At 46.3% G+C, this 25,412-nt stretch carries 25 protein-coding genes; 12 read left to right on the top strand and 13 right to left on the bottom strand.

Annotation, left to right across the window (positions count from 1 at the left end; all coding sequences use genetic code 11):
- Window positions 1-53: 53 nt before the first annotated feature.
- Together K0I62_RS17005 and K0I62_RS17000 are read left to right on the top strand one after the other, a co-directional pair.
- The gene (locus tag K0I62_RS17005; protein WP_220069227.1) at window positions 54-587 is read left to right on the top strand and encodes a phosphatase PAP2 family protein; all 534 of its coding nucleotides are present in this window, start codon (window positions 54-56) and stop codon (window positions 585-587) included.
- Window positions 588-605: 18 nt separating this feature from the next.
- Window positions 606-1,658, top strand: coding sequence for an MJ1255/VC2487 family glycosyltransferase (locus K0I62_RS17000; RefSeq protein WP_220069226.1), 1,053 nt, complete (start codon window positions 606-608; stop codon window positions 1,656-1,658).
- 3 nt (window positions 1,659-1,661) lie between these two features.
- Here K0I62_RS17000 and accC read toward each other — a convergent pair whose 3' ends face one another.
- The 4 genes from accC to arfB form a co-directional block, all read right to left on the bottom strand.
- The gene (gene accC / locus K0I62_RS16995) at window positions 1,662-3,017 is read right to left on the bottom strand and encodes an acetyl-CoA carboxylase biotin carboxylase subunit (protein WP_220069225.1); all 1,356 of its coding nucleotides are present in this window, start codon (window positions 3,015-3,017) and stop codon (window positions 1,662-1,664) included.
- Between the two features lie 7 nt (window positions 3,018-3,024).
- Entirely contained in the window at window positions 3,025-3,456 is a 432-nt protein-coding gene (gene accB, locus K0I62_RS16990; RefSeq protein ID WP_220069224.1) for an acetyl-CoA carboxylase biotin carboxyl carrier protein, read from the bottom strand.
- A 15-nt stretch (window positions 3,457-3,471) separates the two neighbouring features.
- Complete coding sequence (aroQ, locus tag K0I62_RS16985) at window positions 3,472-3,924, bottom strand: type II 3-dehydroquinate dehydratase (RefSeq protein WP_220069223.1); 453 nt, start codon at window positions 3,922-3,924, stop codon at window positions 3,472-3,474.
- A 132-nt stretch (window positions 3,925-4,056) separates the two neighbouring features.
- A complete protein-coding gene (gene arfB / locus K0I62_RS16980) occupies window positions 4,057-4,473 on the bottom strand; it encodes an alternative ribosome rescue aminoacyl-tRNA hydrolase ArfB (protein ID WP_220069222.1) in 417 nt (138 codons plus the stop codon).
- Between the two features lie 103 nt (window positions 4,474-4,576).
- On the opposite strand from arfB, the gene K0I62_RS16975 reads away from it, so the two are divergent.
- From K0I62_RS16975 to K0I62_RS16955, 5 genes are all read left to right on the top strand, one after another.
- Window positions 4,577-4,969, top strand: a complete 393-nt coding sequence (locus tag K0I62_RS16975; RefSeq protein ID WP_220069221.1) for a SpoIIAA family protein — start codon at window positions 4,577-4,579, stop codon at window positions 4,967-4,969.
- Between the two features lie 53 nt (window positions 4,970-5,022).
- Window positions 5,023-5,214: a DUF3012 domain-containing protein gene (locus tag K0I62_RS16970; RefSeq protein ID WP_220069220.1), complete on the top strand. Its 192-nt coding sequence runs from the start codon at window positions 5,023-5,025 to the stop codon at window positions 5,212-5,214.
- Between the two features lie 172 nt (window positions 5,215-5,386).
- Entirely contained in the window at window positions 5,387-5,776 is a 390-nt protein-coding gene (locus K0I62_RS16965; protein ID WP_220069219.1) for a hypothetical protein, read from the top strand.
- 184 nt (window positions 5,777-5,960) lie between these two features.
- Window positions 5,961-7,283, top strand: coding sequence for an efflux RND transporter periplasmic adaptor subunit (locus K0I62_RS16960; RefSeq protein WP_258405032.1), 1,323 nt, complete (start codon window positions 5,961-5,963; stop codon window positions 7,281-7,283).
- Window positions 7,284-7,295: 12 nt separating this feature from the next.
- The gene (locus K0I62_RS16955; RefSeq protein ID WP_220069218.1) at window positions 7,296-10,526 is read left to right on the top strand and encodes an efflux RND transporter permease subunit; all 3,231 of its coding nucleotides are present in this window, start codon (window positions 7,296-7,298) and stop codon (window positions 10,524-10,526) included.
- Between the two features lie 243 nt (window positions 10,527-10,769).
- Here the strand turns inward: K0I62_RS16955 and K0I62_RS16950 are convergent, their stop codons facing one another.
- The 4 genes from K0I62_RS16950 to K0I62_RS16935 form a co-directional block, all read right to left on the bottom strand.
- The gene (locus K0I62_RS16950) at window positions 10,770-13,046 is read right to left on the bottom strand and encodes an aminotransferase class V-fold PLP-dependent enzyme (RefSeq protein WP_220069217.1); all 2,277 of its coding nucleotides are present in this window, start codon (window positions 13,044-13,046) and stop codon (window positions 10,770-10,772) included.
- Between the two features lie 290 nt (window positions 13,047-13,336).
- Window positions 13,337-13,798 carry a NanQ anomerase/TabA/YiaL family protein gene (locus K0I62_RS16945; protein ID WP_220069216.1) on the bottom strand — a complete coding sequence of 154 codons (462 nt, stop codon included), beginning with the start codon at window positions 13,796-13,798 and terminating at the stop codon, window positions 13,337-13,339.
- 64 nt (window positions 13,799-13,862) lie between these two features.
- The gene (locus K0I62_RS16940; RefSeq protein WP_258405158.1) at window positions 13,863-14,855 is read right to left on the bottom strand and encodes a DUF3080 domain-containing protein; all 993 of its coding nucleotides are present in this window, start codon (window positions 14,853-14,855) and stop codon (window positions 13,863-13,865) included.
- A gap of 100 nt (window positions 14,856-14,955) precedes the next feature.
- Complete coding sequence (locus tag K0I62_RS16935) at window positions 14,956-15,411, bottom strand: hypothetical protein (protein ID WP_220069215.1); 456 nt, start codon at window positions 15,409-15,411, stop codon at window positions 14,956-14,958.
- A 116-nt stretch (window positions 15,412-15,527) separates the two neighbouring features.
- Here K0I62_RS16935 and K0I62_RS16930 point away from each other — a divergent pair, with 116 nt between their 5' ends.
- The 3 genes from K0I62_RS16930 (at window position 15,528) to K0I62_RS16920 (ending at window position 18,359) form a co-directional block, all read left to right on the top strand.
- The gene (locus tag K0I62_RS16930) at window positions 15,528-16,595 is read left to right on the top strand and encodes a patatin-like phospholipase family protein (protein ID WP_258405031.1); all 1,068 of its coding nucleotides are present in this window, start codon (window positions 15,528-15,530) and stop codon (window positions 16,593-16,595) included.
- Between the two features lie 209 nt (window positions 16,596-16,804).
- Entirely contained in the window at window positions 16,805-17,383 is a 579-nt protein-coding gene (locus K0I62_RS16925; RefSeq protein WP_220069213.1) for an LON peptidase substrate-binding domain-containing protein, read from the top strand.
- A gap of 67 nt (window positions 17,384-17,450) precedes the next feature.
- Window positions 17,451-18,359: a pseudouridine synthase gene (locus K0I62_RS16920; RefSeq protein WP_220069212.1), complete on the top strand. Its 909-nt coding sequence runs from the start codon at window positions 17,451-17,453 to the stop codon at window positions 18,357-18,359.
- A 3-nt stretch (window positions 18,360-18,362) separates the two neighbouring features.
- On the opposite strand, the gene K0I62_RS16915 is transcribed toward K0I62_RS16920, so the two are convergent.
- Window positions 18,363-20,249 (bottom strand): alkaline phosphatase D family protein, encoded by a 1,887-nt coding sequence (locus tag K0I62_RS16915; protein ID WP_220069211.1) that lies wholly within the window; start codon window positions 20,247-20,249, stop codon window positions 18,363-18,365.
- Between the two features lie 53 nt (window positions 20,250-20,302).
- Window positions 20,303-20,878 (bottom strand): MliC family protein, encoded by a 576-nt coding sequence (locus K0I62_RS16910; RefSeq protein ID WP_258405157.1) that lies wholly within the window; start codon window positions 20,876-20,878, stop codon window positions 20,303-20,305.
- A gap of 788 nt (window positions 20,879-21,666) precedes the next feature.
- Between K0I62_RS16910 and K0I62_RS16905 the strand changes: the two genes are divergently transcribed.
- Entirely contained in the window at window positions 21,667-21,822 is a 156-nt protein-coding gene (locus tag K0I62_RS16905; protein WP_220069209.1) for a hypothetical protein, read from the top strand.
- A 282-nt stretch (window positions 21,823-22,104) separates the two neighbouring features.
- On the opposite strand, the gene K0I62_RS16900 is transcribed toward K0I62_RS16905, so the two are convergent.
- Entirely contained in the window at window positions 22,105-22,314 is a 210-nt protein-coding gene (locus tag K0I62_RS16900; RefSeq protein ID WP_220063008.1) for a TOBE domain-containing protein, read from the bottom strand.
- A 60-nt stretch (window positions 22,315-22,374) separates the two neighbouring features.
- Window positions 22,375-23,259 carry a DMT family transporter gene (locus K0I62_RS16895; RefSeq protein WP_220069208.1) on the bottom strand — a complete coding sequence of 295 codons (885 nt, stop codon included), beginning with the start codon at window positions 23,257-23,259 and terminating at the stop codon, window positions 22,375-22,377.
- A 205-nt stretch (window positions 23,260-23,464) separates the two neighbouring features.
- On the opposite strand from K0I62_RS16895, the gene K0I62_RS16890 reads away from it, so the two are divergent.
- Window positions 23,465-23,962: a MarR family winged helix-turn-helix transcriptional regulator gene (locus tag K0I62_RS16890; protein WP_220069207.1), complete on the top strand. Its 498-nt coding sequence runs from the start codon at window positions 23,465-23,467 to the stop codon at window positions 23,960-23,962.
- A 58-nt stretch (window positions 23,963-24,020) separates the two neighbouring features.
- Here the strand turns inward: K0I62_RS16890 and K0I62_RS16885 are convergent, their stop codons facing one another.
- Window positions 24,021-25,190 (bottom strand): GGDEF domain-containing protein, encoded by a 1,170-nt coding sequence (locus K0I62_RS16885; RefSeq protein WP_220069206.1) that lies wholly within the window; start codon window positions 25,188-25,190, stop codon window positions 24,021-24,023.
- Window positions 25,191-25,412: the final 222 nt, after the last annotated feature.

Below are 25,412 nucleotides of genomic sequence, written 5' to 3'. Positions count from 1 at the left end.
TCATAGCAATTTTTTAGGCTCTTGAATCATCGAGTGTTGATTCGGAGCCTTTTATGTTTGAACCCATTGCTAAGCTTGACGGCCAAGTATTTGCTGTGATCAACGGTTTTGGCAACAAGTATCACCTCCGCTCTAAAGCTAAAATTGTCTCCGCATCAGGGGATGGTCCCGCTTATCTCTATCTTTGTGTCGGGCTCTTGCTGGTTAATCAGCAGGGCGAACAGGTTTTTAATAGCGTATTGGCGGCATTTATCATTGAGCTTCCTTTGTATCTTGCTTTAAAGAATGGTATCCGCCGCACTCGACCTTGCTTTCAACAATGGGCCGCTGAGGGAGCCACTCCTCCATTAGATTTTCAACCGTCAGACAAATTCAGTCTTCCTTCGGGCCATACCGCTGCCGCTTTTGTTATGGCAACGACCTTGGCTTGGGTTTTTCCGAGTCTTGCTTGGTTGGGTTTCGGTTGGGCCAGTCTCATTGGCCTGTCACGTATCCTATTAGGCGTGCATTACCCGTTAGATATAGTGGCTGGCGCCTTGCTAGGTGTAAGCAGCTGTTATTTGACTCAGCCTATGTTCGGCCAATAACCCCACGAGACAGCCAATATGAAAATTCTTTACGGTGTTCAAGGAACGGGAAATGGTCACCTGAGTCGAGCGCGAGTGATGGCGAAAGCACTCAAGGCTCAAGATATCGACGTTGATTTCTTCTTTTCTGGTCGAGATGCCAATCACTATTTTGATATGCAATGTTTTGGTCAATATCGGGCGCAGGCTGGACTGACTTTTGCGACACATGAGGGGAGTGTCAGTCTTTCTAAGACCGCATGGCAAAACTCGTTACTAGCATTAGTTAAAGATGTGCGTAATTTGGATTTAACTGGCTATGATCTGGTGCTTAATGATTTTGAACCCGTATCGGCGTGGGCGGCTAAATCCCAGGGGGTTCCCTCGATTGGTGTCAGTCACCAAGCCGCGCTGCAGTATGATGTGCCTAAAGTGGGTAATCGTTGGTTTGATCAGGTATTGCTTAACTATTTTGCCCCTGTGGATCATGCGTTAGGATGCCATTGGCATCACTTTGGCTTTCCCATTTTGCCGCCTTTTGTCGAGGTTAATGCAAAGGTGGCGTATAACTCCCATGAGATTTTGGTATATCTCCCCTTTGAATCGCCAAGCGCTATCTGTCAGCTGCTTAGCTCATTTGAAGCGTATCAGTTTTATGTGTTTCATGCTGGGGCTAAGCCTTTAAATTGTCCTAGGAACATCCATTGGTCCGGCTTTAGCCGAGATGGGTTTAAGGTCAAGCTGTCTCAGTGTGGTGGCGTGATTGCTAGTGCTGGATTTGAACTGGCTAGTGAGGCCTTGACCCTTGGTAAAAAGTTGTTGGTGAAACCTCTGCATGGTCAGTTTGAGCAGTTGTCTAATGTGGCGGCATTGCAACTACTTGGCGCTGGAGACTGTATGATGAGCCTAGAGCCTCAAGTGGTAAAACGCTGGCTTAAATCGCCGCGTCCCGAGCCGATAGCGTATCCGCAAGTTGGGGATGCCTTGGTGACTTGGTTAAAGCAAGGGCAATGGCATACGGGCAGTGATCTTTGTCAGACCTTGTGGCAACAAGTCGATCTTCCTGAAAGCTGGCGTAAGAAAAGTCCTTGAAACCTAGGGTGATAACCAGTGTTCTAAGTAGTGGATCGACTGGGATCCAGCGATAAAACCTTCTTCTTTAATAAGATTTTTTAGCAGTGGGATATTGGTTTTAATGCCTTCGATTTCGAGCTCATCGAGTGCGCTTTGCATGCGAGCAATGGCGGTCTCTCTGTCCTCTCCCCAAGTGATCAGCTTGCCTATCATGGCATCATAAGAGGGCGGTACTTGGTAGCCTTGATAAAGGTGGGATTCCCAGCGGATCCCTAAACCATTCGGCTGGCGCAGATGGGTTATCGTGCCAGGTGAGGGGATAAAGCTTTTGGGGTCTTCGGCATTAATTCGGCATTCGATAGCATGGCCTTGAGCTGGAATAAGTGCTTGAGAATGGCTTAAGGTTTTGCCTGCCGCGATATTGATCTGCTCGGCCACAATATCAACATGAGTCACCATCTCGGTCACCGTATGCTCGACCTGGATACGAGTGTTCATCTCCATAAAGAAAAATTCGTTATCTTGATAGAGAAATTCAAATGTCCCCGCGCCTAGGTAACCGATAGCCTTGCAAGCGGCAATACAACGCTCTCCTATCGCCTGTCTTTGATGAGGGCTAATTTCTGGCGCGGGCGCTTCTTCAATGACTTTTTGCTGGGAGCGCTGCATAGAGCAGTCGCGATCGCCCAGTGAGAATACATTCCCGTGTGTATCTGCCAAGATTTGCACTTCGATATGGCGTGGTTTCGTGAGGTATTTCTCAAGATAGACGCCGCCATTTCCAAATGCCGCCTTGGCTTCGCTCTGGGTCAGTTCAATGGCCTCAAGTAGTTTTATAGGCTCATGGACGACTCGCATCCCTTTTCCACCACCACCGGCAGTCGCCTTAATGATCACTGGATAGCCAATGCGCTCTGCTATAGCTAAGTTGGCGTCGTGATCGTTTGTGAGTATGCCTTCAGAGCCCGGCACAGTGGGAATTCCTGCGTTTTTCATGGCGCTAATCGCGCTTACCTTGTCGCCCATCAAGCGGATAACATCACTGCTTGGCCCAATAAAGGTAAAGCCGCTGGCGGTCACCTGCTCGGCAAAGTCGGCGCTTTCAGATAAAAAACCATAACCTGGATGAATAGCATCGGCTTGGGTGAGGTCGGCGGCCGCTAAAATGGCCTGGCTATTAAGGTAACTTTGGCTTGCTTGAGGGCCGCCAATACAGATGCTCTCGTCGGCCATGGTAACATGTAATGAATCTCTGTCGGCACTCGAGTGCACACTGACCGTAGCTATGCCCAGTTGGCGGCAGGCACGAATGACCCTAATGGCAATTTCACCGCGATTGGCGATAAGGATTTTGCTAAAGGGTCTGGTGTGAGTCATTGCTGTGCTACTCGATGACCATCAAAGGCTGGTCAAACTCTACCGCATCACCACTTTCACATAAGATGGTTTTGACGATACCTGAGTGCTTAGCCTGAATCTGATTCATCATCTTCATCGCTTCGATAATGCATACTGTGTCGCCGGCTTCTACTTTTTGCCCTACTTTGACCAAGGGGGCTGATTCTGGCGATGGCGCGAGATAAAAGGTGCCCACCATAGGCGAGATCAATAGATCTTCTTCATCATAATCGGCTTGTTGTACCGAGGTTTGGCTGACGGTAGCGGTTTTGTTTGGCGTTGGTTTATTTGGGCTGGCACTCGTGGTGCTAAGATCGCGGCAGATACGAATAGACTCTTCACCCTCTTTAATCTCAAGTTCAGATATATCTGAGGCTTGCACTAGCTCAATCAGCTTTTTAACTTTACGAATATCCATAATAACGACCTAAATTTATGCTGACTTTGCCGCTTTAATTCGAGACATAGCCGATGCTAGTGCATATTGATAGCCCTGCTCTCCTAAGCCACAAATGACCCCAACAGCCTTGTCTGAAAAATAGGAGTGATGTCTAAAAGGCTCACGGGCATGAACATTTGACAGATGCACTTCGATGAATGGAATCGCAACCCCAAGGAGGGCGTCTCTCAGTGCCACACTGGTATGGGTAAAGGCCGCAGGGTTGATAATAATAAAGTCGGCATCGGTTTCGTGAATGGCGTTAATCAGTTCATGCTCGGCATTGGACTGAATATGAACAAGGTCGACATTCTCTGACTGGGCAGTTTGGGTTAAGTGCTCAACAATTTGCGTTAAGGTTTGGTGCCCGTAGTGGCCGGGTTCGCGGCGGCCTAACAGATTAAGGTTGGGACCATTAACTAATAAAATTTTTGCCTGACTGCTCATTCAACATACCTTTTCATTGAGAGGCGCAAATAGATAAGCGCATCATAATTTGGATAGATAGCTGCAAGTTAGCATAAATTAGCATCATTTTGTCAGCACGAGTGAAATTTAGGGCCTAAGAAAGCAGTGTTGTTAGTAGCTAGATTTGTCTTGCCTAAGGGCCTTGGTTGCGCCGCGCTGCTTCTTGGCATCGACCCGCCGCCTCTGGCTGCCCTTCGTTGGTTTAGTGGCTACCCGTTTTTTTGCTGTATGGCCGACACTGGCGACCAATAGGATAAATTGCTCTAACGCCGTTTGCCTGTTAGCGTCTTGACTGCGACTGGCTTGGCATTTGATGATGATTTTGCCGCTTTTAGTGATGCGATGATCCGCTTTGTTAATTAGGCGCTCTTTATAGAGCTCGGGTAGCGAAGAGGCGTTAATATCGAAGATCAACTGCGCCGCGGTAGACACCTTGTTGAGATGCTGACCGCCAGCACCACTCGATCGAATAAATTGCCATTCGAGTTCATTGTCTTGTAACTGTATACGATTGCTGATTTTTATCATACTGGCTCTTAAGTGGTGTTTATTTGATGCAGACCTGTATCATTAGGATGGCAAAATGATGCAAAATGGTCAGCTAACAATTGCACCTTAGCGGAGTCTGGGTATGTTATGTCAAATCGCTGATATCACCAATGGGGTGATCAGTTTATTTGCCAGTGGTCGTCTATCGACAAAAGATTATTGCCAGCAAATCGTTCCCATCATCAAAGAGTATCAACACGAATCAGGTAAAACCTGTATCTATATTGAGGCCGATGTGTTGCTCGAAGGCTGGGAGAGCCAATCGCTCTCTGGGGTGGGTGAAATTCAGCTCCCCACATTTGACGCCTTAGTTTTAGTGGGTGGCCCCGACTGGTTTGGGAATGCTGTGCGCCTGATGGGGCCCTTTATGCAGGGGGAGGTTGCGTGGTATCCTCTGCAAGATAAACCTCAGGCAATCGAGTGGATCACGGCAAAGCTTAGCTGTCCGTTAACGCTCGAAACCGATATTGCCTAGTTAGTTTTATCCGTCATCTTGGACAATTCATCAAAATATTGAAGGGAACAAATATGTCATTGGTCACATCATCTAACCTTAAGATTAGCGCTACCGTTCTTGGGTTCGTATTGATCACATCACTATCGGGATGCGCCCCAGAAGTTGGCAGTGAAAAGTGGTGTAAGCAGATGGAAGATAAGGCTAAAGGTGATTGGACAGCCAACGAAGCGGCTGATTACGCTAAGCATTGTGTCTTTAAATAGAAACCGTTTGGTTATTTAGCCCCACCCTGACAATACTTTGCATCTATTGAATGATTTAAGCATTGTCAGAGGTGAACTCATTATTACAATGCCTGTCTGATAGCTAGCAGCTTCATTTATTAGGGTTACTTTGAGTCTATTCCTGCGTCAGTTTATCCAAAAGATCGCATTGATGATGATCGCCGTTGTGGCACTGCAGTTTGCAGGCGCTAACCTTGGCGCACATCAGTTGCACTTGGGTAGCCATGAAGAGGAGAGCGAGACCCATCCCCACCTGCAGTTTACCGCCGAGATTGTCAGCTTTGCTCAATGTTTGGATTGTCAGTGTGAATTTGACCAACCATTCCCTGAGCATGAAAAACAGCATGACCATCAATTTAGCAAGACCGAAACCAAGACCTTTGATCTGTGCCTAGATTGCCAATGCCACGGTGGTCATGTGACCTTGGTATCACAGGTTTCCGTTATGCCTTCAGTGCCTGTAGGTGAAGAGCCTTCTAACCTCGGACATCGCTACTTTTCCCCTGAGCAACAACCGAGTTATCGCCCCCCAATCGCTTAATCTAGTTTAAAAATACCATACCTGTAGTAAACGCTTTGAACTGACGCCAACGGGTGTCTGCTTTTGCTGTGGGTCATTACTATTTTTATCAGCACTATTTATCAGCACTACGCTAAGGCAACCCAATACCGTCACAAGGTTAGAGGAGTCGGCGTAGATCTGATACTAGAGATTAGGATAACCGATGAAAAGAGCCATTATCGCCACTCTGATGCTGGGCTATTGTTGTAGCGCCAGCGTTTATGCTCAATCAATTTCAATCCCCAGCACTGTGGATAGCGCGATGGCTTATTCGCCGTTAGCGCAGCAAAGCGCCAACAGCGAGCCATTTGCGTCATGGTTACAACCATTGATGAACCAATTTAATCAGCTACCCGAAGTTAAAGCCCTGCAAGCTAAGGCGAGCCAAACACAGTTGCTGATCCAAGCCGCAGATAAGGTGCCATTTAACGACTTTATCGAGTCGCTAGAAGCTCACGACCACGAAGAGGCTGAAGCGGAACACAGTGAAGCATTAACCCTGAGTGCTGCGCAGCGAGAGCTGGCAGGTATTGAGGTGGTTAAGTTGGCAGAGCAGAGCTTTAGTCTCGAGGCCGTTGCAACGGCGACGTTGGTGGTCGACAGAAATAGAACTGTCACCTTAGCGCCTCAGCTAGAAGTGCGTGTACTTAAGCGTCATGTGGTGCCTGGGCAAGAGGTGGCTCAAGGGCAAGCCATCTTGACCTTAGGCGGCGCGGCCGTTGCACAGGCGCAGGCCGATTACATCAATGCCGCTGCCCAGTGGAGCCGAATAAAACGCATGAGCAGCAGTGCGGTCAGTGCCAGTCGTCGTTTGCAGGCGCAAGTGGATGCAGAGCTAAAACGTGCCACGCTTGAGGCGATCAAAATGACCGCTGCGCAGATAAACGCGCTTGAATCTAATCCAGAAACCATAGGTAGCTATCAATTGTTAGCACCTATCTCGGGTCGAGTTCAGCAAGATGTTGCCATGTTAGGCCAGGTTTTTGTGGGGGGCACCGCCTTGATGCAACTCACCGATGAGTCACACCTTTGGGTTGAGGCGCAGGTGACACCGACTCAAGCGGAAAAGGTTAATGTAGGCAGCGAAGCCCTAGTGAGAGTGGGGCAGCACAGTATTGAAGCTAAAATCATTGGCCGCTCCCATGAGCTCAATAGCGTGACCCGCACCGAGCAGATCTTAGTGGCGTTTGAAAACCCTGGGCATGTATTGCACGCGGGGCAATTTGCTGAGATTTACCTCTCCGATAATGCCAAGGGGGGAGCCGTGTTGCCCGATGCTGCCTTGACCCGTGGCGGTGATGGTGATTGGCAGGTATTTGTCGAAGACGGCGATGGTTTCGAAGCGGTAGAGGTTGAAGTGGTTGAACGCCAGCGAGGCATGAATTTGGTCAGGGGCTTAGCGCCAAATGCCAAGGTAGTGATCTCTGGGGCGTTTTTCTTAGCCTCTGAGCAAGCTAAAGCAGGTTTCGATATTCACAATCACTAAGAGGTTGCTCCTATGCTACAGAAATTAATAGACACTGCGATTCGCAACCGTCTCTTGGTGGTATTGGCGTTGCTATGTGCCGTTGTCGCCAGCGCAGTTATGCTGCCAAAGCTTAATCTTGATGCCTTTCCTGATGTGACCAATGTGCAGGTAACGGTCAACACTGCGGCGGAAGGTTTAGCCGCCGAAGAGGTTGAGAAACTGATTAGTTACCCCGTCGAGTCGGCCATGTATGCCTTACCCGCCGTGACGGAAGTGCGCTCGTTGTCGCGCACCGGTTTGTCGATAGTGACCGTGGTGTTTGCCGAAGGTACCGATATCTACTTTGCGCGTCAGCAGGTGTTTGAACAGCTGCAATCGGCCAGAGAGATGATCCCTGATGGTGTAGGGGTGCCAGAAATTGGCCCCAATACGTCAGGTTTGGGGCAGATCTATCAGTACATTTTACGTGCAACCCCCGAGTCAGGTGTCGATGCATCAGCGCTAAGGAGCCTAAATGATTACTTAGTCAAACTGATCATCATGCCCGTTGGCGGCGTGACCGATGTGCTCTCTTTTGGTGGTGAAGTGCGTCAGTACCAAGTACAGATTGAGCCTAACAAGCTGCGCAGTTACGGACTGTCTATGGCACAGGTGACCGATGCGTTAGAGAGTAATAACCGCAACGCGGGTGGTTGGTTTATGGACCAAGGCCAAGAGCAGTTGGTGGTGCGGGGCTATGGTTTATTGCCCGCAGGCGATGCAGGCCTTAAAGCGATAGGGCTAATTCCGCTAACCGAAGTGGCAGGGACCCCCGTGCGCGTCAGCGATATTGCCAAGGTGGATTATGGCAGTGAGATCCGTGTGGGCGCTGTGACCATGACGCGTCGCGATGAGGCGGGTAGGGTCGATAATTTGGGTGAAGTCGTTGCGGGTGTGGTACTCAAACGTATGGGAGCCAACACGAAAGCCACCATCGATGATATTGCCCAGAGAACCGCGCTGATAGAGCAAGCACTGCCTGATGGCGTGTCATTTGAGGTGTTTTATGATCAAGCTGACTTAGTCAATCAAGCGGTGAAAACGGTGCGCGACGCACTGCTAATGGCCTTTGTGTTTATTGTGGTGATCCTCGCGCTATTTTTGGTCAATATCCGCGCTACCTTGTTGGTATTGCTATCGATTCCTGTATCGATTGGTCTTGCATTGATGATCATGGTCTATTTCGGCATGTCGGCTAACTTGATGTCACTCGGTGGTCTTGCCGTGGCAATCGGTATGCTGGTCGATGGCTCGGTAGTGATGGTAGAGAATATCTTTAAGCATCTCACTCAGCCCGATAGACGTCATTTAGTGGCGGCGCAGGCTCGTTCTGCTGGTGAGTGCGACCCGCACCATGCTGACTTAGACGGCCTTGGTGAAGGTGGACGTGGTGGTATTGCTATGCGAGTGATGCTGGCGGCCAAAGAGGTATGCAGTCCTATCTTTTTTGCCACCGCGATTATCATTGTGGTGTTTGCGCCGCTGTTTGCCCTCGAAGGAGTTGAGGGCAAGCTGTTTCAGCCGATGGCGGTCAGTATTATCTTGGCGATGATCTCGGCCCTGATGGTGGCATTGATTGCCGTGCCTGCATTGGCCGTGTATGCATTCAAACGTGGTGTGACGCTTAGGCAAAGTGCCTTACTTAAACCGATTGAGTCGGGCTATCGCAAGTTGCTCGCCATCACTATGGCCCACCCCAAAGCTGTGGTGCTGACGGCGATGCTGATGTTTGCCTTAAGCATGGCCCTATTGCCAAGGCTGGGGACTGAGTTTGTGCCTGAGTTAGAGGAGGGCACCATTAATCTGCGCGTCACATTGGCCCCCACTGCCAGCTTAGGTACGTCACTTACGGTTGCGCCTAAGTTGGAGCAGATGCTGCTGGAGTTCCCTGAGGTGGAATATGCGTTGAGCCGCATAGGGGCACCAGAGCTAGGTGGCGACCCAGAACCTGTGAGCAATATTGAGATCTATATAGGCCTTAAACCCATTGAAGAGTGGCAATCGGCGAGCAATCGTTTTGAGCTGCAACGTCTGATGGAGCAAAAGCTAAGTGTGTTTCCCGGTCTGCTGCTGACTTTTTCACAGCCCATTGCCACAAGGGTAGATGAGTTACTCTCTGGGGTAAAAGCCCAACTTGCGATTAAGATATTTGGCCCCGATTTGGCGGTATTGTCTGACAGAGGCCAAGTGCTGACCGATCTTGTCAGCGAGATCCCTGGAGCCGTAGATGTGTCGCTGGAGCAGGTGTCGGGTGAGGCGCAACTAGTGGTGCGGCCTAAGCGGGACTTGCTGGCGCGTTATGGTATCAGTGTCGATGAGGTGATGAGCCTAGTGAGTCAGGGCATTGGTGGTGTCAGTGCCGGACAAGTGATCGAGGGTAATGCCAGATACGATATCAATGTGCGTTTAGCGCCAGAGTATCGTAGTGCGCCCGATGCGTTGGGTGATCTGCTGCTGAATGGTGTCAATGGCGCGACCGTGCGTTTGGCTGAAGTGGCCGATGTGGTGATTGAGATGGCGCCGCCGAATATTCGTCGTGACGATGTGCAGCGCCGCGTAGTGGTTCAAGCTAACGTCGCGGGTCGCGATATGGGCTCAGTGGTCAATGATATCTATGCCATCGTGCCGAAGGCAGAACTGCCGCCCGGTTATACCGTGGTGGTCGGTGGCCAGTATGAGAACCAGCAGCGCGCGCAGCAAAAGCTGATGCTTGTCGTGCCTATCTCTATTGGGTTGATTGCCTTGCTGCTCTATTTTTCATTTGGCTCCATTAAGCAGGTCGCGCTGATTATGGCCAATGTGCCACTTGCCTTAATTGGCGGTATTGTCGCGCTCTATTGCAGCGGTACGTACCTGTCGGTGCCAAGCTCGATAGGGTTTATCACTCTGTTTGGTGTGGCTGTGCTTAACGGTGTGGTATTGGTCGATTCCATTAATCAACGCCGCGCCGCGGGTGAGCCGCTTTATACCTGCGTGTATGAAGGCACTGTCGGGCGTCTTCGTCCGGTATTGATGACGGCACTGACTTCCGCTTTGGGCCTGATCCCTATTCTGCTTTCTAGTGGTGTAGGCAGTGAGATTCAAAAGCCTCTCGCCGTAGTGATCATCGGTGGCCTATTTAGCTCTACAGCGCTGACATTATTGGTACTGCCGACCTTGTATCGCTGGCTGTATCAAAGCCACACACTTAAGGGCGATAAGGAGCTAGAAGCTTTGGATTAAATCAAGTTGTGGTTGAGTTAACCGAGCCGTGTTAACCGAGCAGTATTAAGTGGACTGTTTTATGTTGGCCAAAGATGGCCTGAGGATGTTAGGTCAGAAAGCGCCTCTAGGCACTCGTTACAATGAACTTGGCTGGTGGCTGTGTATGCACCTGTTGAGACGAGCTGTAGCATAATCAACCTAAATGAACTAAGAAGGGCGCTGGATTGGTGACAATCCGCACCCTTCTTTTTAAACGACAGGTTAACAGCTTAATGCATAACCACCTTTGAGATGGGCGATATTACTAAAGCCAAGGCGGTGCATGGCTTGAGCTGCCACCATAGAGCGACTGCCGCTGCGACAGACTAAGACCCACTCATCGTGCTTGTCATGCTGATGCTGTTGAATAAACTGCACGAGTCGTGTCATTGGAATATTAATGCTGTGTTCGCTCAATTCGCCCAGTTCATGTTGCAAAGCGTATTCATGGGGTTCACGAATATCCAGTAGTTTGATGGCCCGCGCTTGCTGAAACTGCCGCTTAAGACTGCTGGCATCGTACTCTTTGATCATGGCTTTATCGCAACTGCCAGTGTAGGCACCGCAGATGATATCTGTGCCCATCTCATCATTAAGATGGCTATCGAGTTGTGCCTTTTGCTGTTCAAATAAGCCAATTGGCATCACGCCATTGATGGCCTCATTAAGTAGAGTATTACGGCTAAACTCCGCGCTAAAGCTGGTGGTAAATTCATTATTGTAGTCGTGGCTTGGGCACAATAAGGTATGATCGCCAATCAAGCTGTGTAGTAGTTTTAAGCTGTAAAACATCTGTTTGGCGCAGCTGGTATCAAAGTTGGTTCTGCCTAGGCTGCCCATCAATATCATGTCGCCGCAGAAGGCGTACAAGACTGTGCCTTGTGGGTTAAGCAGTAATAGGCTAATGCTGTCTTTGGTGTGGCCTGGGGTGGCAACTTTAATCAGTGTCTGCTCACCAATTTTTATTGCTGGCACAGGGCGACCGTTAATATCGGTTAATACATGGTCCGCTGGCCAACCAAGGTTATCGGCTGCTTGCTGCGGTAAATAGCGATCGGCTAATGAAACGCGGCCTGACACATGATCGGCGTGACCATGAGTGTCGATAAAGGCGACGGGTGTTAATTGCTGGCATTGCAGCAAGGTGTCAATGCGCTGTTCAAGTTCGGGTAGTGGATCGATGATCAGCGCTTGTTTACTCTTATGATCGGCATAAATCCAAGTGCAATTAGCGCCTGACTTGAGCTGTACTAAACCATTCAATGGGGTTTTATTATGCTCACCGGCATCGACGTTTAATGACAAACAACTATTGCCAAGGGCGTCAGCTGCCGATTGAATTCGCTCGCAGGCCAAATCCACCTCGATCTGTGTCATAGCAGGGCCAAAGGAGAGGCGAATGGCAGATTCGCTTTGCCATGCAGGCAATCCCATGGCATCGAGCACAAAGCTGCGTGTAACCTTTGAGCTGCAGGCTGAGCCAGAACTAACGCGAATATTGGCCGCATCAAAAAGATCCATGATCTCTTTGCTACTGAAACCTGGGACGGCGAAATTGAGTGTCGTTGGGACACTATTGCTGAAGCTGTGGTTAAACACGATTGCTGGGAAAGCGCGTTGCAGCGCTTGGGTTAGCTGTACTCGGTAGTTATGTAAGGTTGCTATTGGGAAGAACGTGTCGTCACTTTGATTGAGCAGCATCTCAAATACAACGTTTAGCGCTGCCATACCGGGGAGGTTTTCGGTGCCAGAGCGCAGACCACTCTCTTGACCGCCGCCCGCAATAAAGGGGGTGAACGGCGCACTTTCGCGGATGTAAACAAAGCCTATACCTTTTGGAGCATAGAGTTTATGGCCACTAAACGGTGCGTAATCTATGCTGGTTTCAGCCAGTTTTAGTGGGCGTTTTCCCAGCGATTGAACGCAATCTACCATCCAAAATAGATTGGGATTATGCTGACGGATGAGGCGATCTAATGCGGCTAAGTCTTGGTAGACACCAGTTTCGTTATTGACTGCCATGGTGCAGATCATTAAGGCATCCGCCGCTTCTTGGGCGATAAAATCACGATCCAGTTCACCGCTGCCGTCCACCGGAATCGCTTTGAGCTCGGCATTGATACCCAATAGTTGGTTCCAGTGCGCTAACGAGTTCGGTACGGCTTTATGCTCTGTGGCACCGTAAAGTAGAGTGTATTTTTTGTTTGGCGTTAGTGATGCTTTAGCGTTAACTAGCGCAGATAAAATGGCGGTTTGTATGCCTTCTGTCGCGCCACTGGTAAAGATGATTCTACCTTGATCGGCGCCGAGTAATTGCTTAGCTCGGCTTCTGGTTTGTTCCATTAAGTATTTAGCTTTTAGACCTGTGACATGGCTACTCGATGGGTTACCAAATAGTTCTTCCATCGCACTCATGGCCGCTTTGGCTGCTTGTGGGAGGACCGGGGTTGTAGCGTTGGCATCGAGGTAAATTTGGCTAAGAGTGGTGGTTTGGCTCATGGGGTACTCGCAATATTATATTTTTATTATTAGAAAAACGCCTATATAACAAAATGAAATATATAATTCGATGTGGCTATATTAGCAGGTTGTGCGTATTGATCAAGATCACGTTTTCATGTCGCGAGCCGGTGGGACTCGTTAGCTGAATCTGTATTGTAGGGAGGTTTTTCAGGCGAAGTGAATATCGCTAAACATTGGGGGAGGCAAGGTGTGTTTATATTAAAAAGCCTCCCTTGGATGGAGGCTTTAACTATTAGGATACAGGCTTAAATACGCGGGAGCAGGAACTAAATTTTAACTTTAATTACCACTTTTCTGACCGCTTTAGGTGTCGCCGACGTTCCCGGCATATGCATGTCTTGCGGGAAAAACAGCGCAAACATCCTCGCTTTTAACGGGATAAATGCCGCATCTGATTTATTGGACTCATAGTCGTATTCTGCGTAGTCGTGTTTGTCAAAGTAGGGTTTTGATGGTGTCTGATCTGCCAATGGAAGATAGCCAAACTCCTCTTCACCGCTGACCACATATTGGACGTCGATGTAGCGGCGGTGTACCTCAAAGGGCCGGACTTCTCTTGGCTTGGTGTCATAGTCGTTGACGATAACAAACAGCTCTTTGCCGTCGAGCTCATAGGTGCCCACTTCGAGTTGGCTGAAGTCGGTATCGACCAAGTGCTTAAGCGCGGTGGCGATGCGTGGACCAAGGTGGGTGTATTGTTCAATATTATCGAGCGTGTCTACTATCATGGCTATAGGTCGGTGAGTGAAATAAAGGATTAGTTTAGCAAGCTTTTTGACGCTCTAGATAGTATTAGCTTCCAGGGATGGCAATATCGCATGATTGCCTAAAGTCTTTCCACCATTTGACGTGGCGTTTCATCTGCTGTTTGAGTTGTGCTGGCAGGGCATCGCCGCGCTCAGAAAAGTGGTACTCGACGTAATCTTGATAAGGAGTACCATCAAAAAGTTGTAGCATTGGCTGACTCAAGCGGTAATGCAGTTGATTTAATTGGGATAGATAAGCTTGGGTTTGTGCTAGATAGTATTTGTGAAACAGGTTTTGCAGGATCGCTTGTTGTAGATTGGCATGTCCTGGCCGACAGGCCGCGATAGCTTGGTGATTAAATAGATAGTCATTGATCGCCGTGAGTTGCGACACGCTTAATGAAAGCGATCGTAGATATTGGTTTAGTAGTGGTTGGTGATGAAATATTGCTAATACTTGCTCTAAGTTTTCTATTTCGATCTGTTGCCAATCTTGATTGGCAATCTTTTGCTTAGTGGTGTTGAGCTGACTTAATGCGCTTTCAAACTCTACTCGTCCCGTTTGCATCTGATCTAAGGTAAGTGAGTTATAACCGATAAATAGCCGCTTATTGATACTTTTATCGTGCGTTAGCATCTGTGTAAATACGTTTAGCGCCTGCAGCTGTTTTTGAGCAAGTCCTAATGTGAGTGTGTCGATAAGTGCGCTATCGTCGAGTGTCGCTATGCATTCGGGCGCTAGTTGGATAAAGCGAATATGATAAATAAGCCGCTGGCTTGGCGGCGCTACCTTGCCAAGAGAGCTATTGTGGTCGGCAATAAGCTCACCGAGTTTGCAATGGTTAAGTTTAAAGCTTTGCAGGATTGAGATATTCAAACGTGTGGGCGTCTGATGAGCGGCTTTGGGCAAGGTTAATGGGGCAAAGTCGGCCGGCTCGAATGGAACCTCTAATACTGACTCAAGCCGTTTGGTGTAATCATGCCAAACAAAGTCAGCGTCTTTATTCGGCTGGCAGCCACTAACTAATAATGCCGCAATAAGTAGAAGACTTGTTGTGTTAATTACAATCGCTCCGCTGCATAAACCTCTCCTACAATATAGCGGCTAACCGCAAAGGTTTAAATCATGGTTGTTGAACTTAAGGTTTATGCATGACAAGGCTAGAGTTTATTTCAAAGGGAATGCCATGAGCTTCAAACGCTGATTGGAGTGCAATGGTGGTTTTGGATTGAGGTTTTAGTGGGAAGCTGACTTTTCCTCTCGTGCCATGGATAAACAGATGATCACCGAGCAGACGCACAGCGTTTATTTCATCGTAGTTTAACTGCAGGTCGCGAGGCAGAGTAAAGTCACTTTCAACAGACATCTTGATAAAGTTAACTGACGTCGCCGAGAAAACGATTTTTTGAGTATTAATCGCCACAGCCCAGTAAATCATAGCAATGCAATATCCTGAAAATAACAGGTATTCTGCGAAGCTTTCGCGTTGTTCGATAAAAAAGTTAATGCCTACCAATATTATCGTTAGGGCAATAACAAAGTGCCCTAAGGTTTTGTAGGGCCTAATGCAGATGTTTTCGTGTGATCTGTCCAATGTTGTTCTCCCTGTGACCTCCTATCACAGTGGTATTTTAGAGCATTCACCGATGACAACCCAAGTAAAATTCCTTTAATATGCAACTTTTATTACAAATTAAAAGGGAGCGCTGGTTGTCTAAATTGAAGCCGAGAGTTCGATTTCTTGCGGGTCCAACGGCCTTTGAACAGATCCGTGAGCAAGGCCTTCACCCTGCGCTGTTTTCTCAACTACTGGCAGCATCGGGCGGCCCTAAATGGATCGGGATCGCAGCGTTAGATCGCATGCTATTTGGTGAATTTTTCAAAGATCGAGACCAGCCACTACATACATTAGGTGCGTCATCGGGTGCATGGCGTTTAGCCTGTTTGGCGCAAGATGATCCGCAGGCTGCTTATGATCGCCTCGAACGCGCTTATATTCAGCAGCGATACGATGTCAAACCAACTCCCAGCCAAGTGTCACAGCAAGTTTCTGGGATCATTGATGAGATCCTGGGTGACCAAGTTGGGCAAGATATCGTCGATAACCCGATTATTAACAGTCACTTTATAGCTTGCCGAGCAAGGCACCTAAGTCGAATGTCAAACCGTGTGGCATTAGGTGCTGGACTGGCAACCACGGCGATGAGTAACCTACTAAGCCGTAAGACCTTAGGGCTGCATTTTCAGCGTTATGTTTTTGGGCGCGATCTGTCGCATTCGCCTTTTTCAAACCTTAATGACCTTCCTAGTCATTATGTTGGTTTAAGTAAACATAATATCCAGCAGGTGCTACTTGCGACAGGTTCGATACCCTGGGTATTAGCTCCTGTGACAGAGATTGATGGCGCTCCTATCGGTCATTATTATGATGGCGGCATTACTGACTACCACTTTGATCTGGCTGTAGATCGCGGACATGGGTTAACCCTATATCCGCACTTTAATAGTAATGTATTACCGGGTTGGTTTGACAAATCGCTGCCGTGGCGGAGGGCAAAGCAGAACTATCATGATGCCCTCATTCTAGTGCCTAGCGATGACTATTTGGCTTCGCTCCCTTTCGGTAAGCTACCCGATAGAGGTGACTTTACCCTGTTAACTAGCGATGAAAGGATCCGCTATTGGCAAAAAGCTGCTGCCATGAGTCAGGTATTAGCCGATGATTTCGAAATGATTTGGCGAAGCGGGGATGTCGCACAATATTTAGAACCATTTTAGATTTTTGGAGCATCGCAACAAAATGGCAGGAAACAAGGTCTAATGAGATAATGGCGTGCTTTTTGATTGGCCATATTAAGTCAATCCAATAATGAGTTTGCAGCAGTAATTTTGACACCTGCTACACTTTAAATATTATTGCTTCAGGTCAATTTTTAGCCGTTATAGAGAGATGAATTAGGCGAGTGACCCTGAAGAGGGAGGTTGCTATGTTAACTCAAGAGATGGCGTTAATTGCTCGTGATGATCTGCTATTGCCCGGTGGCCGAATCGAAATTAGAGTCGCTGGACCTAGTGCTTTGAGTTTAATAGCCGAAGTGCTGAAGGGGCATTTTTCATTGGCGTTTGCAATGAGTCGAATTAATGAAACACCCCCTTGTTACCCGTTAGCCACCCAGTGTGAAATCATCGATTTTAATCAATTAGACGATGATTCTTTAGGTGTTGTGTTAGAGGGGATACAGCGAGTTAAGGTGTTGTCTGCTGCAAAACGTGCAGATGGAAATTGGATAGCGAGAACCTTAGCTTGCAGTAATTGGCAAGAGGAACCTATCCAAGGCGAGTTTGAGTTAATTAGTGCCGCACTACAGCAATTTTATGATGTGAATCCTGCATTGTTCGAACTCTATGGGGATCTTCACCTTGAAGATGCAACTTGGGTCAGCCAACGCTGGTTAGAGGTGTTACCTCTGTACAATAGGGATAAGCAAGTATTGGTTAATCAACCCGATTGCCATAAAACCATGAACTTTGTCCTCGAGTTAATTAAGTCCCATGTAGGGCATTAACAAATAATCTGATAGCGGTTCCTTTTTTTGCTAACATAGCCCTCTCTTTGTTTCAGGCAGCATAGCTATGGTTAGGGCGACGCAGGCATCCTCTATTGTATTACCGTTAAGTCAGTCTGCCCCAGAGACAGTGCTCGATTTTTTAGCCATAAAATTTCCACAAATTCCCTATGATGTTTGGTTCGCTAGAGTCGTCGATGGCAAAGTACACTGGCAAAATGGCGATAGGATTGACGTTGACAGTCGATATTTGCCCAAGCAGAGAGTCTTCTATTATCGTGAAGTAGTTGAAGAGCCAAAAATCCCTCTCTATGAGTCGATTATCTATCAAGATGAACGGATCATCATTGCCAATAAACCCCATTACCTAGCGCTTCATCCCAGTGGTCAATGTGTTAACGAGTGTTTAGTTAATCGCTTGCGAATCAAAACGGGTTTCGAACAGTTAGTCCCAGCTCACAGGCTCGACAGAGCCACTGCGGGTTTAGTCATCTTGATTAAAGATGTGCAACATCGAGACGCCTATCATGGACTGTTTCGTGATGGCGCGATCAATAAAACCTATCAAGCCCTTGCGCCGTTAACTGCCGAACTTAGCCAGCAATATGCTAATGGTCGGCTGGCGCGGCCTGCGTGTTGGAGTGTAAAAAATCGGCTAGTTAAAGCTGAGCCTTCATTTTTAAGAAAGGTGATTTCAGGAGAGCCTAACTCTCATTCAGAAATAGCCTTGCTTGAGGTGAGTGATGGTATCGGTCGATTTGAACTTTCGCCTATCACAGGCAGAACTCACCAGCTTAGAGTGCATATGCAAAGCATAGGGATGTCTATTGTTAATGACAGATGTTACCCACAGTTGTTGTCTCCTGCTGTGGATGATTACCGTCATCCTTTAAAGCTATTAGCACAAAGAGTGGAATTTTCCGATCCCGTTAGCGGCCGCCATATTGATATTCAACTGGCAGACCTTGAGTTGTAGCCCTTACTCTTTTTTGCTGTTTTTGGGTGGCAGAAATTGAGTTTGGGAGGCATCTGCATGCAGTACACTTATCTGTTGAGGGGCACCATCAGCAGATAAGGTCACTAACCCTATACCGCTTTTATTGATAAGCCGTTGGCTGCGATGACCATTTGGCCTGCGACCTCTAATAGACATTCGTTTTCGTTTAGTAAAGAAGTTCAGTGGTGAGAAATGTCCGTAGAGCCAGCCATTAAATTTATCAAAAATAGGTAACAGTTTTTCGGGAAATTGATTTTTGATTCCGCTGCTAGTGATTTGATAGATTTTGGGGCTCATCGAGCGAAATCGGATCCCTATGTCATAGGCAAATGAGTAGTGCACATCACCCGACAAGATCACAAATTGCTGAGGTGTTTTTCGGTGTTGAAAGATACTCAACAAGGTATTGGCGGTACCTGGGTGGGCCATCCAGTTCTCAGCATCTACCAGCAGTGACGCACCAAAAAAGGTCGCTACACGTTGCACTGTTTCTATCAGTTTTACCCCAAATATTGGCGCTGCCGATACGATAATGACCTTATCTTGACCGACAAGTTGCTGCTGTAGATCCATTAAGGCTTCCCAATCCATCAAACCCGATGGTTTAGCGAGGTTTGATTCGCTACGCCAGCGTTGAGTTCGCGTATCGAGCACCACCAATTTGGGGCTAGTATCTAGATGATAATGCCATTGTTCAAATGCCAGCAGAGTGTCGATTAAGGCATCATGTTGCTGCTCATTGGGGTGGGCTAAAAATGTGCTTAACTCGGGTATGATCTCTTGCTTAAACTTTTCGGGCTGATTACCTATTCCCTGAAACAGGGCATAGCCGATCAATGCATTACCTATGATACGTTTCGAAAACGGGTGTCCGTAGGCTGCCTGTTCCCACTTTGCGGTTAGATTCCAGTCGTCGGTAATGTCATGATCATCAAAAATCATATAGGTTGGCAGATGAGCGAATAGCCGCCTTACTTGGGTGAGCCCTGCTTTAAATTCGAGTAAATGGGTCCATTCTCGTTGCCAGCGGCTGCTATTGGCGGCAGATAGTCCGCTGACTTGTTTGGGGATATCGAACAGTTGCCATAGCTCTGGTGACCAATAGAGCAGGTATAGCGCGGTAATTTCAGCCAAGCTGGTTAAGTGATTTTCGGCTATCGATGATGTAAATATGGGATGATTAATGTACCAACGAACTAACGCGCTCCCCGCTGGATATTCGGTACGCGGGAGTAGGTTTTTATGCCGTTGATACATAGCTGCGGGATGATAGCTGATCTGCTTGCTATTAATCAGGGCGGTTTGTTGAAACTGCTCATCACTAAGCTTTAATAGTTCGATGGTTTTGCCGATGGCGAACAGCATAGGGCCTGCCACATCGTCCACATAGACTTGATCGCCACTGAGCATGAGTAGTGCCGGCCTAGCTTTTTCACTCAGGTCTTGTTCTAACAGGGTGTCGCATGCCACTAACGCATCGCCGCTATGGTGATGGGCATTGCGGCAAGATCCATGAAGAAGTTTATCTATCTCCGGTTTGATAACAAATTGCGGATGAGGTTGATTTGAATAGGTTAAGCCGTCGATCTTACTCAATAGATCACCGTGAACTGTGTCGATAAGCTGATAATCTATGGCGATATTGAGAGGATTTAATTGTGGACGGCTAAGATGGATTAGGTACTGATGCGCATGTTCACCTAATTTGAAATAATGGATTTCATCTTGGTTAAGTCGATGTAGGTTTGCGCCTAAATGTAAGTCGAGATCGTTTAAAGGGCTGCTGGTTACCATCCACAGCGTGAAATTGTGTTGATCGCAGTGGCGTAGTATCGGTCCAGCCAGTAGCAAAGGAAGTTTCGATGACATTCTGTTTCTATTTTTATCCATTAAGTCCCAATCTCGCGCGGTACAGGCTATAGCTATTTGACGACTTTGCAGTTCATCTCTGGTGCCTGATAACCCCAAATAATAGTTGCTTCACCATGGTGCTCCCACAGTTGCTCATTTTGACCTTGATATTTAGCGCCGCTGCCACTTGGCTGTATTGTCATAAACGATGTTTGGTCACCATGCTCGGCAATAAGGCTGGCTGGCGTGGTTTCGAAATAAGTGACAACGACCTCTTTGGCTGGATTGTTATCACAGCGGTAAAATATAGCCTGAGAGTGTGCGACCAGACGATATTTAGCCTGTAATTCAGTGATTCGGTTTGTGTAGCTTTCGGTGATGCATTGTTTTTTATCTGCACTCTTCCAGCAATCGTTACGGCCTTTTATCCATCCTTGCTGTTCAACTTTTAATATTGGCGGATGTTCGTTTTGGGCTTTGGTTATTGCTTGTCTATAAACCGTGCTCATGTGATTGTCCAGTTTAGCGAGTTCATCATCCCGGCAAATAAGGGTTTCAATGCTATTTAATGAGGAATTACTGCAGTCATAGCTGGGAGCAACATGAGTGGATGATACATCTGCTGGTGAATCGTAGACGGAAGACATTTGCTCGCTTTTTACGCCACATCCTAAAAGTACAATACTTAATCCTAAAAGTAGTAAAGACTGTTTGTTCATGACGTTAGTTCCTGATTTTGATGTAAATCCATAGTGTAGACGAGAATATCGTTTTAGTTCTTATGCAGCAAATTTTTGCGATTAATTAATTTTAATCAGTATCTTAGCGGCGGTTACTTAATTGTTTACGACACGCTGAGCTAGCCTTTCAAAGTGGTTGTAAAAGGCATCATTAAAGCCAAGTAATATAAAATCTATCGGAGCCAATATTAGTCAGGGAGTCGATTGCTGAAAAATGCTCGCGTATTCATTAAGCTGCCTAAATATGACCCGAGTCTATAGTCTATTACCGAGTTTTAGATAAGCCATAAGGTCTAGTTTCATGGCAATGATGCCAGTGTCATTGGTATTAATTAAATAGTAAATTCAAACAGATGTTTGTTTTAATGAGCACTGTGGTTTAGCTAATATTAGCGATTAAATCATTATTTTTTATAGGGCATTTTACGGTCTGGTTTATTTTTTCAATAATAAAAATCCAAAGTGAACTCATTTATTTGGTTTTTTAATCAGATGCTTATTGTTTTTTGGCTCATCAGGTTTAGTTTTTTTGGTTCAGTTGTATGACCAATAAAACTGATTGACAAACGGCTAGTTAAAGCTATAACTCACTAATATACCGTTTGATAAATAAAACGGCTTGTAATTTTTACTGTGCTGCCAAATGCTTAATTAGCGTTAGGCAATTATAAATAAATGAACATTTGGTATGTATTATGGAAAACAACTTCAATCAAGCATCGACCTTATCAGAGAAAGATCCTGAGCATTTCAAAAAGCAGCGTAACTTATTTCTCAAGCGGATATTAGATGGCGACGAGACGGATCTTAAAGATGAAGAGCCTGATTGCTACGTGCTGGGATATAACTGATTATTAAACTATTGCTGCTCGTCAGGCTAATGAATATGAGTTTAATAAGCCAAATTGGCGTCTGAATTTTCAGGCGCTTTTTTATTATCCCTATCAGTGATCTACTCAGCGTGTTTAGCAGTTAGAGCTAATCTTACGGGGAACTGGGGAGGAGAGCTTAGAGGAGTTTGCCACTTCGTGGTTATCGGCCCAAGTTTTGATCTATTTAAGCCGTATTTCCACGTTAGTTATCAGTTGAAAATAGCGATAATATCAGCTCTATTACCGCTATTTTATGTCATGTTAGTCAACAGCAACCATAACATTACTCGCTTTGATGATGGCATAAGCACTGCCACCCACTACAAGTCCGAGCTGTTCACAAGATTTTTTGGTTACCACTGATGTGATCTCTACACCTGGTGCGAGTTCAATCACGACTTCATTGTTAACTGACCCGATTTCGATTGCCTTTATTTTGCCTGTTAACGTGTTACGCGCGCTGATCTTCATTCCAATACTCCATGATTTGAGTGATAAAGCTAAAGTTTAACATTTAGTTAAGCAGATTACTTAGTATCTCTCAACCTTCTTTTTATTAATTATCTCAATAATTTGAGGCATCAATGAAGCCAATATCATGCCAGTCATGAGGAGATATTGATGTGGGGTAAATGTTTCATTTAGCAATACCATACCAGCGACAATTCCTGCGACAGGGTTAGCGATACCACCAAAGGTAAAATCGACTACGCTCATACGTTGAAGTAGCCATACATACATTATGTATCCCAGAACGGTATTGAGCAGTATGATCCAAATAAGTCCTAACGCATTGTTTAAGCTGAAGTGACTAATGCTCTCTATATAACTTTGTGGTTCAACGAGGCTGTGAACAAAGGCGACTAATGTCAGTATTGCGCCACCTAAAATCAATTGCCAGGTTAATACTGTCCACCAATGAATTCTATTCCCTAGTGCTTTGGTGATAGTGCTTCCTACTATAATGCACCCGATTGCCGCTAACATGGCCAAGAGTCCAATAGGATTGAGGCTAATGGCATTAGGATCAAATAGAAACCACGCGAGAATAATTAGCAAGGCTCCGAAAAATGACGGTATTTTTCCGGGGCGGCGTTTGCTGACCATCCAATGAAATAACATGGCAAATACCGGAACAGAGATCATTCCGACACCCGATATCGCCGATGGGAGTGTCAACGCCATCACAAATATTAGGCTGAAAAAGGCAGCAATATTAATAAAACCGAGTTTGAGTAATATCGACCAATCTTGTCGTTGTGGCAATGTTGGCTTTATGGCTAGCAATATCAAGCCAGCAGGCAAAGCCCTAAGTGCACCAAGCAGCAGTGGTGGCCAATCTGGCAACGTGAACTGGGTCATCGCATAAGTGGTGCCCCAGAAAAAGGCTGGGATCATAGCCAACAGTACATTCATATTTATCTCTGTAAAAAGAATCTTAATGTAAAGATAGTTAGTTTGCACTTAAATTTACACCTTGTAAAGTATCTCGCAGTTAATTATCTTAATGCAAAGATAAATGGGTTCGCCCAAGGTATGATAAGCGTGTGACTAGATGATGTTTATTTAAGCTATAGGCTGAGTAATGACCGCCATAATTTTCTGTAGGGCAATATAAAATATGAATCCGATCCAAGATGATGTTGATAACCTTGTAGCACAGTGGGCGAAGGAAAAACCTCAATTAGATACACTGCCGATGGCAATATTGGGTCGTATGATGAGGCTGTTTAAGCATATTGAAGCTGACATATCGGCATGTCATAAAAAGTTTGGTTTGACGATGGGAGAATTTGATGTTTTGGCTACCATTCGCCGAAGTGGTAAGCCTTATTCACTTACTCCATCTGATTTACTATCGTCAATGATGTTGACATCCGGTGCTATGACTAATCGCATCGATAAGCTCGAAAGTAAAGGCTTGATCGTTCGGACTCACTGCACTCAAGATCGTCGCAGCGTGAAAGTGGCCTTGAGTGTGGAAGGTTTAGCTGTAATTGATACGGTTATTGAAGCTCATGTCGCTATTCAGCTGAAACTTACGCAAGGATTATCTGCAGAAGATAAAGTGCTGCTAAATAGCCTATTTAAGCAGTGGCTACGCCAGTTTGAGTCATAAATGCTCTCTTTTGCTTGGGGGCGTGCATTAGATTGCATTGCTCCCATAACGAGTTGGATTATGTCGCGCTACAGATATTATTTCGTCCGGTGTGTTTAGCGCGGTACATGGCTTTGTCTGCCTTAATTAGCATGGTTTCAGGGGTATCTAATTGGCTTACGGTGGCAGTGCCAAAACTTGCTGTTATCGGAATAGCGTTATCTTGCCAAATGACGGGGGACGAATTCAGTTTTGATCTTAGCTTGTCAGTGATGATAGCAACTTGCTGTGCATCGGTAGCGGGTAATATGATCAAAAACTCCTCACCGCCATATCGGCTAAAGGTATCAATTGCGCGTATTACTTTGCTTAATTCAGTCGCCGTTTGAATAAGGACATGATCACCTGCGGCGTGGCTGTAGTTATCATTTATTTCTTTGAAGTAATCCAGATCAAATAAGATCAAACTGTAGGTTTTGCCATCTCTAAGCCAGCATTGGTGGAGGAGTGCAAGCCGTTGATGCATTGCACGTCGATTCCAAAGACCCGTCAGATAATCTTTGTCTGCTTGTAAACGGATTTTTTGTACCAGCCGCGTTAATGCATTTCCTATCATGACTACGTTAACTAACAGTGTCATCATGACGAAAAACCACAGCATAGGTATAGCGTCGGCACTCTGTAGGTTAGCCATGTGAGAACCCAAGGAGGGTGCGAATAGCAGTAGTAGGGTTCGTAAGGTAAAAATGAAAGCTAGAACAATAATGGGACTGAGTAATAACAAGATGAAGGTTAGGTTGAGAGAAGGTGCCAGCGCAATTCGATTATCTTTTGCTAGCAGTAGGAAGCTGAGCGCTGCCATTGAAGAAAATAAAATACCTACGATTTGATTCGACTGTGGGCCCGGCTCTTGTAGTGCAATAAGCACTGTGAATACTGTCAATAATACGCAGTCGGTTTTTATACTGCTTTTTAGGCGAAACAGTCGTTGGGTGCCATGTCTTAACAATAAGAAACCCATTAGTATCATGATGTTGGCAATGGGCCAATATAAATAACTCGGGTCGCTACTTCGTTGGCTGGTTAAAATAACCCCAATTAATAAAAATAAATTAGCAACAGAAAAGTAGCCACTGGCACGCGGCGCAATGCGCAAAGGATACGCCATCGCTCCCCATGCGAGTGTTGCTGTCGTCGCAAGTAGGCAGATGAAAAAGATAAGCTGTTGAGCTAGGGGATCGGTAATCATAAAAAGCTTATTCGTTTTTTATCCACTATAGAGGATAACTAACCCAATAGTGAACTTAATTTTGATGTTTTTCTGCTTAATTAGCCAGCAATTGAAGAGCTTGTCTTTTAACTCTTAAACCTAGTAAGTTTTTATTTTAAATGCAGTTCTCATCCATCACATACAATTCACCGAACTATACTTTGATTTAGCATAAATCATATATTTAGATGAAACCTATGA

It is taken from the genome of Shewanella psychrotolerans (assembly GCF_019457595.1).
GTDB classification, from domain to species: domain Bacteria; phylum Pseudomonadota; class Gammaproteobacteria; order Enterobacterales; family Shewanellaceae; genus Shewanella; species Shewanella psychrotolerans.
This window is presented reverse-complemented; position numbering and strand designations above follow the sequence as displayed.